This window comes from Paraburkholderia sp. ZP32-5 (assembly GCF_021390495.1).
Lineage (GTDB): Bacteria > Pseudomonadota > Gammaproteobacteria > Burkholderiales > Burkholderiaceae > Paraburkholderia.
This window is the reverse complement of sequence record NZ_JAJEJP010000001.1, coordinates 3187771-3204423: the sequence shown is the minus strand read 5'-3', so window position 1 is coordinate 3204423 and position 16653 is coordinate 3187771. Positions and strand designations below refer to the sequence as shown.

Below are 16653 nucleotides of genomic sequence, written 5' to 3'. Positions count from 1 at the left end.
GGTGTGGCGGTAGAACGGGCGGCGCCGCTCGACTACCGCCTGCGGTTCGCCTGCTTTTCGGCGGCGAGCGGTGGCAGGGACTGCTGCTCGCGAATGATGTTGATCAACGTGCGCAGAGCAGGATGGTTGTAACGGCGACTGCTGTAGTAGAGGTGAAACGGATCCTCGGCGTAAGCATTTTTCTTCAGCACGATCTGCAGTTCACCGCGCGCCAGTTCGTCGGCGATGCGGGCCTCCAGGATGTACGCGATACCCAGCCCCGCCTTGCATGCACCGATGGTGGTCGCCGTATCGTTGATCGTCAGCAGGCCGGGCACTCGCAGACGGCATGCCACTCCACCGTCGTTCAATTCCCATCGATAGCTCGAATTGTCGCCAAGCAGAAGCTGCAGGCAGGTGTGCTTCGCGAGATCGTCGAGACGTCGAGGCGCGCCGTGCTGCTCGATGTAGCCGGGCGAAGCCGCCATCACCCATCGCTGCGGGCCGCTGAGCGGCACGGCGATCATATCTTCCGGCACGTAGTGACCATATCGGATGCCTGCATCGTAGCCTTCGGCCACGATGTCGATAGGGCGATCTTCGACGACGACCGTCAGCCGTACGTCCGGGCACCGGCGCGCGAATTCCGGGAGCGCCGGCGTCACCAGCAGATGTGCCGCATCGGCAAACACGTTGAGCCGGATCTCGCCGAGCCCCGCGGCGCCAGGCGCTTCGAGTGTTTCGAGCGCCGCGCCGATCTGATTGAAGCCGTCTTCGAGGCGCGCGGCTAATTCGCGGCCGACAGCGGTGGCCGATACGGCCCGGCTCGTCCTGTTCAATAGTCTTGCGCCAAGACGCTCTTCCAGCCGGCGCATCGCATGGCTGACCGCCGATGGCGTCTGCCCCAGTTCGATCGCGGCGAGCCGGAAACTGCGGCACCGCACGATCGTCAGAAACGACTTCAGGTCCGCGAAGTCGACTCGTTCCGTTTTTGCCAAGATGAATGTGATTCAGCAAGTCAGTGAATTCATTTCATTGTACTCCGTGCCATCATTCCATCCGGCGGATGGTACGGTGGCGCGCGTCTCGCGAGCCTGCAAGCGGATCTTTGGCGGAGGAATGTGATGGCAACTTTCGAGCACATGCGAATCGGCGACCTGAACGGCACGAAGGTTCTGGTCACCGGCGGATCGACGGGAATCGGCGCGGCGGTCGTGCGCGCGTTTGCCGCCCAGGGCGCGCAGGTCGTCGCGCATTACAACCACAGCGAAGCGCAAGCTCAGGCACTGCGCGCCGAAGCGCCACAGCAGATCAGCCTCGTTCGTGGCGACATGAGCGAACCTGGCGGCGCATCGCGCGTCGTGCAGGAGGCCGCCGAATTGCTCGGTGGGCTCGATGGTCTGATCAACAACGCCGGCGGCATGTTGGGGCGGATCAAAACGACCGAGATGCCGGACGATCATTTCGATCAGGTCGTGAACCTCAACGCCCGTTCGGTATGGGACGCGACGTTGGCGGCCTATCCGTTTCTGAAAAAAGCCGGCGGCTACATCATCAATACGTCGTCGGTCGCGGCGCGCACGGGCGGCGGCGCCGGCGCGGTGCTCTACGCGGCCACGAAGAGCTTCGTCAGCAGCTTGACGCGCGGCCAGGCGAAGGAATTCGTCGGCGACGGCATTCGCGTCAACGCGGTGGCGCCCGGACTGATCCAGACGCCGTTTCACGACAAATACACTTCGCCCGCGATCTGGGCATCGCAAACCACGTCGATACCGATGGGGAGAGCGGGTTCGCCCGAGGAATGCGTCGGCGCATTCCTGTTTCTGGCGTCCCCGGCGATGTCCGGATACATCACCGGTCAGATCATCGAGGTGAACGGCGGACAACTGATGCCATAAGAGAGGAAAGAAAGTGAAGCAACGACCATTTGGACAGACAGGACAGACCGTTTCCGAGATCGGCTTCGGCGCATGGGCGATCGGCGGCTCGTGGGGCGACGTGTCGGAAAGCGACGCGAAGGCCGCGTTGCATGCGGCGCTGGACAACGGCACGACGTTTATCGATACCGCCGATGTCTACGGTGACGGGCGTTCCGAGCGCATCATCGCGGCGGTACTGAAGGAGCGCGGCGGCGCGCGGCCGTTCGTCGCCACCAAGGCGGGACGCCGGCTCGATCCGCATCTGGCGCAGGGTTATAACGCGGCGAATCTGAACGCGTTCGTCGATCGATCGCTGCAGAACCTCGACACCGATTGTCTCGATCTCGTGCAACTGCATTGCCCGCCCACCGAGGTGTTTTACCGGCCTGAAGTGTTCGAGGCGATGGACGCGATGGTTGCCTCGGGGAAGATCCGCCAATACGGCGTTTCGGTGGAGAAGGTCGAGGAAGGTCTGAAGGCGATCGAGTATCCCGGCGTAAAGTCCGTGCAGATCATCTACAACATTTTCCGGCAGCGGCCCGCGGATCTTTTCATGCGCGAGGCACAGGACAGAGGGATTGCGGTTATCGTCCGCGTGCCGCTCGCATCCGGCCTGCTGACCGGGAAGATGACGGCCAGCACCGGTTTCGCGGCCGACGATCATCGCCATTTCAATCGCGAAGGCCAGGCGTTCGACAAAGGCGAGACGTTTGCCGGTGTGCCTTATGACGTGGCGCTCGCGGCGGTCGAGCGAATTCGCCCACTGGTTCCGCAAGGCGTCACGATGGCGCAATTCGCGCTGCGTTGGATCCTGATGAATCGTGGCGTGACGACCGTGATTCCCGGCGCTAAAAACGCGGAACAGGCGAAGGCCAATTGCGCGGCGAGTGATGTGCCGGCGTTGACGGACGACGCGATGGCTACGTTGCGCGCGTTGTATCTGGAGACGATCGCGCCGTTTGTGCATCATCAGTGGTGATATTTGAAGGCTAGAGCGTCGCGCCTGTCTATGCAGGCGCGACCATTGATCAGGTGCAATAACACAGCACGTGTCACGATCGCCTCCGCACCAACTTCAAGAACATCGCTCGCCATCGAGCGAGCGATATCACCCGCACCGCACTGCACCTCGCCGCCCCGCCCCGCGCCTCGCAACCGGCCGCGCGCCTTTACCCGAATCCAAAAGAAAGGATTCGCACCATCCATCGTTTCCCCCCACCCCTGCATCGTCTTGACTCAATATCGCCGATTCCGTTTCCGGCGAATCCCCTATCGGCGCGTCTGCTCAATTCAATCGAAGAAAAATCTGAATATTCGATCGATTGAACCGTTAACACCGGCGAAGGCCGACTGCGGAAATTGCGCAGCCAGCTCGAGAAAACAGAGTCAATTAATGTTGCAGGAATATGTTTACATTTCCCCAAGGGCAGCGAGTTGCCCACTTCGCGGCAGCGCTCACCGTTGCACTAAGCTCGACCCACGTCCTCGCGTTCAAAGCCCAGGTACGTGACCAGAATGGTGCACCGATCGAGGATGCGGTCGTCTATGCGGTACCGATCGACGGCCGGCTACCGCATACGCGGCCCGCGCCGGCGATGATCATGCAGAAGAACAAGATGTTCATGCCGCTCGTCACGGTCGTGCAGAAAGGTGCGTCGGTTGATTTTCCCAACCACGACGACATCGGTCACGACGTGTATTCGTTTTCCGACCCGCAGCGCTTCGAATTGAAAATCTATCGCGGCGCTTCGCATCCGGTCGTGTTCGACAAGACCGGTGTGGAAGTGATCGGCTGCAATATTCACGACACGATGATTGCCTATCTGCTGGTGGTCGACACGCCGTACTTCGCGAAGACCGGTCATGACGGCACCGCGACACTGCCCGATCTGCCGCGCGGGAGTTATCGCGTTCTTGCGTGGAATTACCGCCAACACGATCTGGACGCACGCAGCGAGCAGACGATCCAGACACCCGCGGCAATGCCGGTGACCTTCTCTTTGCAATTGGACCCGCGCTAACGCGCCCCGTCATCAAAAGGAGCCGTTTGTGCGACTTCGCAGTCTGCGCTCGAAAATAGCGCTGGTGTTTGTATTGATGATTCTGATCGTCCAGGCGGCGGTAGAGATCGCCACGGTCCATGCGTTCAGTTCGGCCGCGCGCAACCAGGTCAACGAGCAGCTCGCCGTCGGCGATCGCGTTTTCCATAATGCGCTGCAATCGGAGGCGGACAGGCTCGCGCAGGCAGCCTCGATCGCCGCCGCGGATTTCGGCTTTCGTGAGGCGGTCGCGCTGCATGACGACACGACCGTGCACTCCGCGCTGCAGAACCAGCGCGAGCGCCTCGGCGCCGATATCTCGATGCTGGTCGGGCTCGACGGCCGCGTCGTCGCGAGCTCGCCATCGGTCGCGGCCGTCGGCCAGCCATTTCCTTACCCGTCGATCATCGGCGGGCAGCGGCACGGTGTGACGTCATTGATCGGCATACTCGACGGGCGGCCGTACGAACTGGTCAGCGTGCCCGTGAAGACACCGCTGACGGTCGCCTGGATGGTGATGGGTTTTGCCATCAACGACATGTTTGCGCGCGATATGCACGGCGTCGCCGGGCTCGACATCTCGTTCATGGTGCACGGCGCCGATGCCCGCTGGACGGTATTTGCAAGTTCACTCGCGCCCGCGGACCGCGCGGCGCTGGCAGCGGCGGCCGCTGACGTCACCCCTGGCCGCGCGGAGCTGGGTATCGACGGCTACGGCTCGCGCATCATCTGGCTCGCTAATGGGCAGGCGCCGGTGGCGGCCGTCCTGCAGAAGTCGCTGGCCGATGCCTCCGCGCCATTCCGTGAATTGCGCTCGACGTTGCTGCTGCTCACGCTGTGCGGCATCGCGATTTCGATCGTCGGCGCGACGCTGACCGCGCGAAGCGTCACGCGGCCTTTGGGCGAATTGACGCGTTTCGCCGAGCGGGTCGGGCGCGGTGATTATCGTGCGTCGATCGAGATTCATAGCAACGATGAGACGAGTGGGCTTGCGGCGGCGTTCCGAACTATGCGTGACGATATCGCGGAGCGCGAGGCCCGTATCACCGAGTTGGCCTATATGGACCAGCTAACGGGACTGCCGAACCGCGTGTCGTTCAACGAATGGCTGCAGCGCGAAATCGATCGAGCAGCGCGGAACAGCCAGCCTTTTGCGGTGCTGCTGATGGATCTCGACCGCTTCAAGGATGTGAACGAAACGCTCGGGCATCATGTTGGCGACAGCCTGTTGCACGGCGTCGGCAAACGGCTCGCCGATAGTCTCGCCGGCAGTCTGGCCGATAGTCTGGCCAATGCGCCCGGCACCGTGGCCCGGCTCGGCGGCGACGAATTCGCGATCCTGCTGCCGGGCAGCGGACTCGATGCGGCGCAGCGCTGCGCCGGCACACTGCTCAAGGCGCTCGAAGCGCCGATGCTGATCGAGGGTCAGCCCGTGGATGTCGGCGCCAGCGTCGGCATCGCGTGCTTTCCCGTCGATGGCACCGACATGCATACACTGCTGCGCCGCGCCGACGTCGCGATGTATTCGGCCAAGCAGGCCAATACCGGCATGGCGATCTACGACCACGGTTCGGAGCGCCGCGACCTCGAACGCCTGTCGCTGATGAGCGAACTGCGGCGTGCAATCGAGAACAACGAACTGCTGCTTTACTACCAGCCCAAAATTCATCTTGCTGACAACAGCATGGCGCATCTGGAGGCGCTGGTGCGCTGGCGGCATCCGGAACGGGGTCTCGTACCGCCTGGCGATTTCATTCCGTTCGCCGAGCAGACCGGCTTTATCCGCTCGATCTCGCGGTGGATCGCGAGGGAGGCCGTGGAGCAATGCGCCCGCTGGCGGGCACAAGGGCTCGATGTCAACGTATCGATCAACTTTTCCGCTCGCGATCTGACCGATCGCACCGCGCCCGACTGGATTGCGGCACTGCTGAAAGAGCACGGCGTCGAGCCGCGTCAACTGTGGATCGAGATCACGGAAAGCGCGCTGATGGACGACCAGGCCCATGCGCTGACGACCCTGGAGCGGTTACGGGCGCTCGGTATCCGTATGTCGATCGACGATTTCGGAACGGGCTATTCGTCGCTGTCGTACCTGAAGCGGATGCCCGTGACCGAACTGAAAATCGACCGCTCATTCGTCATCGGCATGGCGAGCGATGCGGATGACGAATTCATCGTGCGTTCGACCATTGCACTCGGTCACAACATGGGGCTGCTGGTGGCGGCCGAAGGCGTCGAGGACGAGGCGACGCTCGAAAAGCTGCGCGCGCTCGGTTGCGATACGGCTCAGGGCTACTACATCGGTCGCCCGGTCGCTGCTGATGAAATCACCGCATGGCTCGCGCGTTGGACCGAGAAGCTCGCTTCGATCGCGTGACGTGCAGTGGACACGCGGCATTAACGTAAAGAGGTTCGAGATGACTATCGTTCGCCGTCTTGTCGTGACCCTCGGGGTCACGCTATGGGCACTCGTCGTGGTAGGCGGCTATGGGCTGTATCAGTTGCATGCTTCCTACCAGCGCGTCGAAGATCTGGAAACACATACCATTCCCGGGCTTCGGGAAATCTCGCGTGCTCTCGATGAAACGGCCGCGATGCGCTTCGCCGTTTATCGTTACGTAGTCGATGGCGTCGACGATACGAGTCGCGCGGCCAGCGAACACGAAGTCAGCGAAGCCGATCGCGCATTCGATGCGGCCATGGCCGACTATGAGACGCACGATCTGATCAGCGAGCACGACCGCCAGATGCTCGACACAGACCGGGCGCTGATGACGGCATACCGCAACCAGCGCACGATTTTTTTCCAGCGTATTCACAGCGGCGACCGCGACGGCGCACTGACGATGCTTCACGATGGCGGCGCCGTCCACAATACCGCGCTCGATCTGAACAACGCGCTCCATGCGCACCTGGACGCAGTGATCGGCAGCGTGAACGCGGTGCGTAACGAGAACACCGCGGCCTATAAGCTTGCGCTGGTGCTGATGCTGGGGGCGGTCGGTGCCGCGCTGCTGGCCACCGGGTGGCTCGGTACGCGACTGTATCGGGTCGTGAGTCTGGGGCTGGGACGGCTGCGCGATACGCTCGAAACCGTGAGCCGCTCGCTCGACCTCGCGCTGCGAGTCCGGGTGGACAGCAAGGACGAGATCGGTCAGACCGCGGTCGCCATCAATCACCTGCTCGAGCGGATGATGACGGTGGTGTCCGACGTACGCGTATCGAGCGACACGGTGGGTGTGGCATCAAGGCAGATCGCGGCGGGCAATCTCGAACTGTCCTCGCGGACGGAACAGCAGGCCGCTTCGTTGCAGCAAACGACGAGCAGTATCACGGAGCTGACCGAAACCGTGCGCCGCAACGTGACCGACGCGCACACGGCGAAAACGCTGGCGGGCAGCACGACACAAATGTCCGACGAGGGCTCGATGGCGGTCGAGCGGCTGGTGGGCACGATGAACGATATCGCGGCCAATTCGGCGCGTATCGCCGAGATCACGTCGCTGATCGACGGCATCGCGTTTCAGACCAATCTGCTGTCGCTGAACGCGGCCGTGGAGGCCGCGCGCGCCGGCGAACAGGGGCGAGGTTTCAGCGTCGTCGCCGCGGAGGTGCGTAATCTCGCGCAACGCTCGGCGGGCGCGGCACGCGAAATCAAGCAATTGATCGACAGCTCGGTGACGACCATCCGCTCGGGTTCGCAACAGGCCGAAGAGGCCGGGCGCGCGACCGAAGCAGTGCGGCTCGCGATTCGCCGCGTCGCAACCATCGTGGACGACATTGCCACGGCATCCGATGCACAGGGCGTTGGCATCGACGAAGTCAACCTCGCGATTACCCAGATCGACGCCGTCACGCAGCAGAATGCCGCGCTGGTTGAACAGGCGGCGGCCGCGGCGCGCTCGCTCGACGAACAGGTCGAGAAACTGGGCGGCGCGGTTTCGGTGTTCAGGATCGACTACGCGGCTGAACGCGCATCCTGAGAAACATCGGTTGATGTTGCATCCGGCGAGTCTTGATGACTTCGACGGATGCGAGGTGCCAGGCTGGTTCGCTCGCGCGCCTCGTCCCTTCTTCTTTTTCTTCTTCGCTGCGCACGATGCCGTCCCATCGTGCGATCCATCCAGCGTGTCACTCCGCCGTCGCTGCCCAAATATCAGGATATTTGGCGTATTGCAATATAATTGTATTACGTCTTATACTCGCGGCGACAGTGCATCAGCGTATCGGCAGAGCCGATGAAAAGCAGGCTGATTGCAAGGAAAAAATAGAAAGCATGGAGACAGCAGCGTGTATGCATCGCAGGACATCTGCGCGGACATAACACGGCGAGACCGCCCGGTTTCCGTCCGTCGCGCTACCCGAGGCTCATGCCCATTTCGGCGTTCGTCGACTGGTGAGATCACCAACGTGACCCTGAACCCATCCACCGATCCTGGTCGGACGGGCATCTCTTTCGGCATCAATCAATTGTTCTGAACGTCGCGCCTGGCGCCGCATGTGCGCGGCGCGCGCGTGATCCTGATCGTTTTGCCTCAACGAGTGAAAACAATGGACAGAAAGAAAACGCAAGTGGGTGGTCCCAGCCGGCGAGGTTTTCTCAAAGGCGCATTGGCTGCGGGTGCCGCGGGCGTAGCGGGGGCTGCTAACGCCGCTACGATTGTCGGTACACCGGGCGAGGGGGAGGCGGCGGCTGCCGCGCCAATGGAGCCGTCGTCGCGAACGATTGCCTCCGAAACCATGGGTACGCATGCCGATGAGGTTCCGAAAGGGCACGTGCGCAATCCGGGTTCGGACTTCATGGTCGATGTGTTGCGCAGCGCGGGCATCGAGTACGTATCGATGATGACCTCGTCGGCACTGCGCGGCCTGCAGGAATCGATCATCAACTATGGCGGCAACAAGGCGCCGGAAATCATCGTCTGCTGCCACGAGGAAGGGGCGGTCGGGATGGCGCACGGCTACGCCAAGATGGCCGGCAAGCCGATGGCGAGCATGGTGCACGGCGTGGTCGGTCTGCAGCATGCGTCGATGGCGATCTACAACGCGTGGTGTGACCGCGTGCCGGTCGTCGTGCTGGCGGGCAATACGGCGGATGCGGCAAAGCGTTTGCCTGGGGTCGACTGGATCCACACCGCGGTCGATGAAGGCTCGATCGTGCGCGACTACGTCAAGTGGGACGATGCCCCCGCGTCGCTGCAGCAGTATGCGGAAAGCTTCATGCGCGCGCGGATGGTAGCGATGACCGCGCCGCGCGAGCCGGTGCTGATCGTCACCGATGGCGAACTGCAGGAGAACCCGATCGAAACCGCGCAGCCGCTGCGCATCCCCAAACGGGTCGATGTCGCGCCGCCGGTAGGCGATGCGGCAGCGCTGGCGCAAGCGGCGCAATGGCTGGTCGCCGCGCAGCATCCCGTGATCGTGGTCGACCGCGCGGTGCATTCACAGGACGGCGTCGTGCAACTGACGCAACTTGCCGAGTCGTTGAACGCACCGGTCATCGATCTGTATGGGCGCATGAATTTCCCGACCACGCATTACCTGAACCACACCGCGCGGCGCAGGGCATTGATCGGCGAGGCGGACGTGATACTCGCGATCGGCGTGGGCGACCTTTGGGGCCTGACGAATACGGTTTCCGATACGCCTGGGCGCCCGGCGAAACGGCTGATCCAGCAGGACACCAAGGTGATCAGCATCAGCGACGCCTACCTGTATTCGAAGTCGAGCTACGGCGACATACAGCGCTATCTCGCGGCTGACCTGCCGATTGGCGGTGACGCGCAGGCGACGGTGCCACCGCTGATCGAAGCGATTCGCCGCGTCGGACAACCGGCCGGTTTCGACGCGCGCAAAGAGGCCATGCAAACGGCGCACCTGAAGATGCGCGAGACAGCGCGCAACGCCGCCGCGGTGGGATGGGATGCCGCGCCGATCAGCACCGCACGGCTGTGCCAGGAAATCTGGGCACGCATCCGGCACGAGAAATGGGCGCTGGTTTCACAGCCGCAATTCGAAAGCTATTGGCCTCAACGGCTGTGGGATTTCACCGAGTACGAGCAGTTCATGGGCGGCTCGGGCGGGTACGGCATCGGCTATGGCTTTCCGGCCGCGGCGGGTGCGGCGCTCGCGTGCAAGGGCACCGGCCGCATCGCGGTCAACATTCAGCCGGACGGCGATCTGCTGATGGTGCCGTCGATCTTGTGGACGCTCGCGCATCACCAGATTCCGCTGCTGACGATCATGCACAACAACCGCGCGTGGCATCAGGAAACCATGCACATCCAGCGAATGGCGGCACGGCGCGATCGCAACCCGGAGACCTGGCGCATGGGCACGCTGATCGAGAAGCCCTATGTCGATTTCGCGACCGTCGCGAAGGGCATGGGCGTGTGGGCGGAAGGACCGGTCACCGATCCCGCCGCGCTAGGTCCGGCAATCGACCGTGCACTGGCGGTCGTCAAGAGCGGCCATCCGGCGCTGATCGATGTCGTCACGCAACCGCGTTAAGGGAGCCGCCATGAACGTTTTCAGACAGTCTGTTTCTCTCGCGCTTGCCGCGTCGTGGGCGTTGCTGACACCGGCGCTTGCGCAAACGTCCTCCGATGCCATTGCGCGCGGCCACGAACATTTTTTGAAAGATGGCTGCTACCTGTGCCATGGCACGGTCGGGCAGGGCGGCGTCGGGCCGGCCATTGCGGTCGGCCTTCTGCCCTACGTGGCGTTTGCCAATTATGTACGGGCGCCGTCCGGCGCGATGCCGCCGTTCTCGGAAAAAATCCTCAGTGACGCGGATTTAAGCGACATCCATGCGTATCTGGCTTCACTGCCGAAGCCGCCGGCGGCAGATAGCATCAAGCTGCTGCAGAAGGAGGGGAAGTAAAGTCCGAACGGGGTGTTGTGTGAGCGGTTGCGATGCGACGCTCATACGACGCCCGCCGCTTTTCTAGTACACGCTGCCGGCCGGAAGCATTCGCATCGGCTTTCTCAACGCAGAAGCGTTCCGTAAAGATCGTCGTGCCGCCTCGCGTCACCATTAATATTTACCTCACGAGACAACACCATCTTTGCACCGTCGAAAGACGCTGTTACCGTGTCGCGAAAAGCTGTCTCGGGGAAAATCCAGATCATCTTCAGAGCCGTCGGCTCAACCCGTTCTGCCCGAGCAACTACGGGGCTATCCTGCATTTCGTAGCCGTGATGCAAATCGCGTCCGGGCATACTAGTGCGGCCTTCGATCCAATGACCGACTCCTCCAGCGATGCTGTGCCGCCCCAGATCGTCTATCAGGGTGATTTCACAACGGTCCGACGCGAAGACCCACTCAACACCGACCACCCCGTGTCGATTCGGGGCGATCACGTAGGATCGCGTTTCCTCCAGTGCAACCGCGCCGTCCGCTTTAAGGAGCATTTTCCAGCTTGCGGGAGCCTGCTCCGATTGCCACCGGGTGAGTTTTTCAGCAAGCCGGTCATCCGCCTTTGTCGAGTCTGAGTGTGATCGAATCGGCTCGCAAGCAGGCCAGAGATGTTCCTCGATGAACGGGAATAGCAACTCGCTCTCCTCGATAGCAGCCATTACTGCTAAAACTATTCCTTGGGCTGGATGAACCGTGGTCATCTGAACGAATTTGCCGATTGCACTATAGGTGCCATTGGGGCGCGTCCACCAGTGGTAGCCATACTCGCCCGTCTCGACGTGTGACCGCGTCGCCAGGTCAATCCAGGATTGCTGCATCACGCGCTGTCCTTCCCACATACCTCCCTGCGCATGCAAAATGCCGAGCTTCAACAGGTCGACGAGCTTGACTGACAATCCGTTCCCGCCAGGATTCACGCCATCCGGGCTGATGTCCCAGGTTTCGCCGGAGATACCGAGCGGCTGAAACAGGCGCGGTTTCAGGTAATCATGGATGGTCTCGCCAGTCACACGGCTCAGGATCGCCGAGAGCGCGTAACTCGCGGCACTCGTGTACATAAAAACGGTGCCCGGTTCGCATACCAGCGGAATCTTGAAAAATTCAGCCGTCCAACTGGTGTCGAGCAAACGCCAGGCGGCTCCAGATGTCTCGCTTTCATGGCCGATACGCATGGTCAGGAGGTCCTCGACCGTCATGCGTGCCATCCAGTCCGACACTGGCTGCCCGTGTAATTCGGGGAAGAAGGATAAGACGCGGTCATCAAGTCGCAGACGCCCCTCATCAAGTGCCAATCCAATGGCACAGACGGCAAAGCTTTTCGTCGCCGAATGCATGATGCGCGGCCGGTCGGCACGGTAGGGCCAACGAAAGGCCTCGACAGCCACTTTCCCATTACGGGACAACATAAAGCCATGCACGTCGAGCCCGGCGTTTTCGACTGCGTCGAGAAAGGTAATGACGCGATCGGCGTCGATGCCGAGCGATGAGGGGGTGGCACGCGGCAACCCATCAGACGGCTTCCTCGTTGCTGAGGAGTAACGGGCGTTCGGATTTGGCATAAGATCGGAATTCTGTTTCGAATGGGGCCGATGACGGCTGCCAGTTTGCGGCTTGCCGAAGCCGCCAGGCAGGTCTTGGCTGTGTCGCCGGGCAAGTTGACCGTAGCGGGTTGTTGAGAGCTTTGCGGGCGTGGACGGTGCGCCTGAATGGCCGATCATCGGCGCTCAATACCTTTTCCTTCGCATAATTTCTCAAAGCTTTCGCGCAATCCAGCTGAGTCCGGCATTCTCGTTATGAATGTTTTTTTATGGAATCCGGCTGCAGTGCAGTTCGATCTGAATAAGCGATCACGAAGGAGAATAGCCGGGCTGCACACACCGATCGTCAACCGACCGATTCGGCTGGTTATCTGGAATACGGTGTGGCTTTGAGGCAGTTCAGGGCCGTCTGTGCAGTGGGCAGGCTAGGCGGCGCTTGCGCGTTGGGAGATTTGCTTGAGATGCGCCGAAGTGCCCCGATACAACCGCTTCAGAATCAGGTTCACGGAGAAGTGACCTTGTTAATACCGACTCCCGATTGCCGATATAGCCGCGAGTAGGACGTTAACATTTGCATAAGTTCCTGGGAGATCCCGGTTTGAACCGAACCGTTTCGGCTCACGAGGCAGATGTTTCTTATGTCGAATGTCTCCGCGATGGGAATCCGTACCAGAGAGCGGGAGAATAGTTTCAGGCCGACTAACACGCTGGGCGCAACCGCGAGACAATCGGATTCAGCCACAATGTGCAAGGTCTCGAGCAATGAACTGGTGGTCATGGCGATGCGAGGCTTACCGATACCCAGCGTCGCGAAGATGCTGTTGATCTGATTGGGTCCCCCTCCGACGATTTGGCCTGGCTGAGTTACCACCCACTCGCAATTGATCAGGTCTCGAATCGAGTCAGCCTTTTCGAGCGGATGGTTTCTGCGGGCAATAACAGTGACCGAAGACGGATACATCGTCTCGATCGACAAATCCAATTGACTGGCTTGAACGGGCAACGAGCAAATCGCGAAGTCCAGGCTGCCACCCCGTACTCGTTCAACAAGCATGTTTGTCTGACTGCTTGCGACACGAACCAGTACCTTGGGGTACCGTGACCGGAAAAGTTCAAAGACGGGCAAAACGAATTCCGCCAGAGGTTCGACGGTTACGCCGACGGCTACCTCGCCTTCCAGCTCGGCAGACTGATTTTTTACATCCTGAATCGCGCGTTCCCAGCCGTGCGTTAGGGCACGTGCATGCGTCAGAAAAATCTGGCCTGCCGGCGTCAGTGTCAAGCCGTGGTGGGATCGAATCAACAACACGGAGCCCAACTCCGATTCCAGATTTTGAATGGCACGTGTGAGTGTGCTCTGGCCTATCTTCAGCACCTGCGCAGCCGCGCGGATGCTGCCCTGATCTACTACAACACAGTAATCGCGGAGTTGGGTCAATGTCATATGGAATGCGTAGGCGCGCCGAAAGCAGGTGGAAATGAGTTACAACTTCAAAAAAATTCATTCAACTTAACGTTTTCCCTAGTGATCCGGAAAGCGGCTTTCGATCTATTTCACCTGACTTCCCGGCGCAATTTTTAAACTCTACGATCCGTGCTTGTTCTTCTCCCAACAACAACGGCATCTTTTCGTTCTCTTTGATAGGAAATACCTGATGTTAGCTTGCCGCGTGTCTGAACGCTTCTTGCACAGTTTCCCTGACTCGGCTCGCCGCGAGCAACTGCAGTGAAGAGAAAAGTTTGGGCTGGCTGCCTCCTCGGTGCGGCGTTGCTGGGCGGAATAATATGGACCGCGGCGCCCGCACCGCACACGCTATCGACCTCCGTTTCGTCGCCTGGCGAGATCCGCTTCGCCATTTCTACCGACACGCCCACATCGATGCCGGGCAACGTGCTACGCAATGGCTATACCGATGAAATTCTGGCGAATGTAGTCGAGTCATTGGTCGCTCTGAAGGGCGATCTATCAATCGGTCCGATGCTGGCTGATAGCTGGAGTATTTCTCCCGATGGCAAACGCTACACTTTTCACCTGAGGCACGGCGTTCTATTCCAGAACGGCACTCCAATGACATCGGCGGACGTCAAATGGAGTTACGACTATTTGATGAAATCGAAGTCTGGATTTGTATGCCGAGGCTACTACAACGGGCGCAGCGGACCCAAGGTCCTGTCGGTCACCACACCCGATGCCGAAACCGTGGTGTTCGATCTTAGCCGGCCATCCGCTCTGTTTCTCAACCGGATGGTCGAGCGACGCTGTCCGTTAGCCATATTGAGTCCCTCCAGCGTCGACAGTGCGGGCAACTGGCTCGCTCCCGTCGCCACCGGCCCTTTCATTTTTGGCGACTGGAAGAAGGGGCAATATGTGGTGCTTAAACCGTTTACCGGATATAAGCCGCGTTCTGAACCGTATAGCGGAATGGCCGGCGCAAAACGCGCCGAAGCGGATGTGCGCTTTGTGGTTATCCCGGATGAAGCGGCACAGCTTTCCGCACTGCTGTCGGGACAGATCGACATGGTCAAGGTGTCCATGAGCGATCTGCCGCCATCCAGTCCGGCGTGGCATCTGCTTACGGGGCCGGGAGCTGATCCTGCCGCGATTCTGATGCAGACACGCGATCCCATGCTGGCGGACGTGCGCATGCGCCGCGCAATTGCCCTGGCGGTTGATCTGCCTGGTGTGGTCAAAGCCGTGACGGATGGTCGCTCGCCTTACAACCCGTCACTGACGCCGGACGGCGACGCGCTTCATACGCCGGAGGATGCCGTCGGCTATACCCGGCGGATGGATGAGGTCAAGCGTCTGCTTGCTCAGGTCGGTTACAAGGGACAACCGCTGACGCTCGAAACCAGCCACAACACGCCGCATATTTTTACTGCGGCAATTTATATGCAATCCCTGCTTGCGCAAGCAGGCATCACGGTCAAGCTTCGGGTTGTGGAATGGGCCAAGCAGATCAACGATTACCGCTCCGGAAAATTTCAACTGATGTCGTTCGGTTATTCGGCCCGAATTGAACCGTCGCTGATGTATGGCGATGTACTCGGCAAGAAAGATGAGAATCCAATGGTTCAATGGGAGAACCCCAAGGCGCTTGCATTATTGGAAAGCCTCGAAAACGTAACGGACCAGAATCAGCGAAGCAAAGTATTTGCGCAGTTGCACGCAATGATGCTCGCGGATGTACCCATGATCGTTCTGAACGACACGCCGGATGTCACGCTCGTCAGCAGCCATGTGCACGGTATGGGTACCTGGCCATTGGGGATGAAGAGGTTCTTTAACGTGACTAAGGATTAGGCCGATTTATGCTGCGTTTCATTATCAAGCGCCTTGCTCTGGCAATTCCTACGGTGGTCGTGGTCACGGTGCTGGTGTTCGCGATGATCCGCGCGATTCCCGGTGACCCAGCGGTGATTATGCTCGGCGATGTCAACGATCCGGCGTTGTTGCAACAGATGCGGCATACATTCGGGCTGGACCAGGCAATGCCGGTGCAGTTTTTCATCTGGGTGCGGCATCTGCTTGAAGCGGACTTTGGTATGTCCATCGTGCGACATCAGCCCGTGTTGGATTTGATTCGCGAAACCTTTCCGGTAACCGCGAAAATCGTACTCGCGGCGACCTTCGTTGCCTGTCTGGTGGCCATTCCTGCAGGCATGTTGGCAGCCTGGGCGCAGAATCGTCGAAGCGACCTGACTATCGTCATGGCCAGCATTTTTCTGGTTTCCATCCCGAGCTTCTGGGTTGGAATCCTGCTGATCTGGATATTTGGCGTGCACTGGCATTTGCTGCCGACTTTCGGCTATCAATCGTTTTCTCAGGCCGGCTGGGGTTCCTTCAAATACCTGATTCTGCCGGTGATTGCCGTCACGTTGGGAGAGATCGCCGTCATCACTCGCATGATGCGGGCGAGCGGCATCGAGGTCCTGCGCCTCGAATATATCGCGCACGCGCGGGCAAAGGGTTTGACCGAGGCAGGCGTGCTGCTGCGCCACGCGTTACCCAACGCGTTCGGTTCGACGTTGACGGTGATCGGACTTGTACTGGGACATCTGCTGGCAGGCGGCGCGGTGATCGAAACGGTGTTTACGCTCCCCGGCATGGGCCGTCTACTGATCGAAAGCATCTATGCCCGGGATTATCCGGTGGTTCAGGGTTGTATGTTGCTGATTGCGCTGCTCTACGTTCTGGTCAATCTGATCGTCGATCTGCTGTACCCGATCTTCGATCCTCGTCTCAAGCTCTGACTCAT

At 60.4% G+C, this 16653-nt stretch carries 12 protein-coding genes; 9 read left to right on the top strand and 3 right to left on the bottom strand.

What is annotated here, in order from left to right:
* Positions 1 to 32: 32 nt before the first annotated feature.
* Positions 33 to 977, bottom strand: a complete 945-nt coding sequence (locus tag L0U82_RS13720) for a LysR family transcriptional regulator (protein WP_233831679.1) — start codon at positions 975 to 977, stop codon at positions 33 to 35.
* Between the two features lie 126 nt (positions 978 to 1103).
* Between L0U82_RS13720 and L0U82_RS13715 the strand changes: the two genes are divergently transcribed.
* The 7 genes from L0U82_RS13715 to L0U82_RS13685 all read left to right on the top strand — a co-directional run bounded on the left by L0U82_RS13715 (position 1104) and on the right by L0U82_RS13685 (position 10820).
* The gene (locus L0U82_RS13715; protein WP_233831678.1) at positions 1104 to 1877 is read left to right on the top strand and encodes an SDR family NAD(P)-dependent oxidoreductase; all 774 of its coding nucleotides are present in this window, start codon (positions 1104 to 1106) and stop codon (positions 1875 to 1877) included.
* Positions 1878 to 1890: 13 nt separating this feature from the next.
* Positions 1891 to 2877 (top strand): aldo/keto reductase, encoded by a 987-nt coding sequence (locus tag L0U82_RS13710; protein WP_233831677.1) that lies wholly within the window; start codon positions 1891 to 1893, stop codon positions 2875 to 2877.
* A 427-nt stretch (positions 2878 to 3304) separates the two neighbouring features.
* On the top strand, positions 3305 to 3919 hold the full coding sequence (locus L0U82_RS13705) for a methylamine utilization protein (protein ID WP_233831676.1): 615 nt from the start codon (positions 3305 to 3307) through the stop codon (positions 3917 to 3919).
* A 28-nt stretch (positions 3920 to 3947) separates the two neighbouring features.
* Complete coding sequence (locus tag L0U82_RS13700) at positions 3948 to 6314, top strand: bifunctional diguanylate cyclase/phosphodiesterase (protein ID WP_233831675.1); 2367 nt, start codon at positions 3948 to 3950, stop codon at positions 6312 to 6314.
* A 40-nt stretch (positions 6315 to 6354) separates the two neighbouring features.
* A complete protein-coding gene (locus L0U82_RS13695) occupies positions 6355 to 7920 on the top strand; it encodes a methyl-accepting chemotaxis protein (RefSeq protein ID WP_233831674.1) in 1566 nt (521 codons plus the stop codon).
* Between the two features lie 568 nt (positions 7921 to 8488).
* Positions 8489 to 10447 (top strand): thiamine pyrophosphate-binding protein, encoded by a 1959-nt coding sequence (locus L0U82_RS13690; protein WP_233831673.1) that lies wholly within the window; start codon positions 8489 to 8491, stop codon positions 10445 to 10447.
* A complete protein-coding gene (locus L0U82_RS13685) occupies positions 10425 to 10820 on the top strand; it encodes a c-type cytochrome (protein ID WP_233831672.1) in 396 nt (131 codons plus the stop codon). Before L0U82_RS13690 ends, L0U82_RS13685 begins: the two co-directional genes overlap by 23 nt.
* A 104-nt stretch (positions 10821 to 10924) precedes the next feature.
* Here the strand turns inward: L0U82_RS13685 and L0U82_RS13680 are convergent, their stop codons facing one another.
* On the bottom strand, positions 10925 to 12574 hold the full coding sequence (locus L0U82_RS13680) for a serine hydrolase domain-containing protein (RefSeq protein ID WP_233831670.1): 1650 nt from the start codon (positions 12572 to 12574) through the stop codon (positions 10925 to 10927).
* 322 nt (positions 12575 to 12896) lie between these two features.
* Positions 12897 to 13838 carry a LysR family transcriptional regulator gene (locus tag L0U82_RS13675; RefSeq protein ID WP_233831668.1) on the bottom strand — a complete coding sequence of 314 codons (942 nt, stop codon included), beginning with the start codon at positions 13836 to 13838 and terminating at the stop codon, positions 12897 to 12899.
* A 282-nt stretch (positions 13839 to 14120) separates the two neighbouring features.
* Here L0U82_RS13675 and L0U82_RS13670 point away from each other — a divergent pair, with 282 nt between their 5' ends.
* Together L0U82_RS13670 and L0U82_RS13665 are read left to right on the top strand one after the other, a co-directional pair.
* Positions 14121 to 15698 carry an ABC transporter substrate-binding protein gene (locus L0U82_RS13670; RefSeq protein WP_233831667.1) on the top strand — a complete coding sequence of 526 codons (1578 nt, stop codon included), beginning with the start codon at positions 14121 to 14123 and terminating at the stop codon, positions 15696 to 15698.
* 8 nt (positions 15699 to 15706) lie between these two features.
* Complete coding sequence (locus tag L0U82_RS13665; protein WP_233831666.1) at positions 15707 to 16648, top strand: ABC transporter permease; 942 nt, start codon at positions 15707 to 15709, stop codon at positions 16646 to 16648.
* Positions 16649 to 16653: the final 5 nt, after the last annotated feature.

Bases quoted from the DNA above. Each gene is read 5' to 3' on its own strand.
- L0U82_RS13715 (WP_233831678.1), top strand. From the start codon at position 1,104: ATGGCAACTTTCGAGCACATGCGAATCGGCGACCTGAACGGCACGAAG.
- L0U82_RS13705 (WP_233831676.1), top strand. From the start codon at position 3,305: ATGTTTACATTTCCCCAAGGGCAGCGAGTTGCCCACTTCGCGGCAGCG.
- L0U82_RS13695 (WP_233831674.1), top strand. From the start codon at position 6,355: ATGACTATCGTTCGCCGTCTTGTCGTGACCCTCGGGGTCACGCTATGG.
- L0U82_RS13690 (WP_233831673.1), top strand. From the start codon at position 8,489: ATGGACAGAAAGAAAACGCAAGTGGGTGGTCCCAGCCGGCGAGGTTTT.
- L0U82_RS13685 (WP_233831672.1), top strand. From the start codon at position 10,425: ATGTCGTCACGCAACCGCGTTAAGGGAGCCGCCATGAACGTTTTCAGA.
- L0U82_RS13680 (WP_233831670.1), bottom strand. From the start codon at position 12,574: ATGATCGGCCATTCAGGCGCACCGTCCACGCCCGCAAAGCTCTCAACA.
- L0U82_RS13675 (WP_233831668.1), bottom strand. From the start codon at position 13,838: ATGACATTGACCCAACTCCGCGATTACTGTGTTGTAGTAGATCAGGGC.
- L0U82_RS13665 (WP_233831666.1), top strand. From the start codon at position 15,707: ATGCTGCGTTTCATTATCAAGCGCCTTGCTCTGGCAATTCCTACGGTG.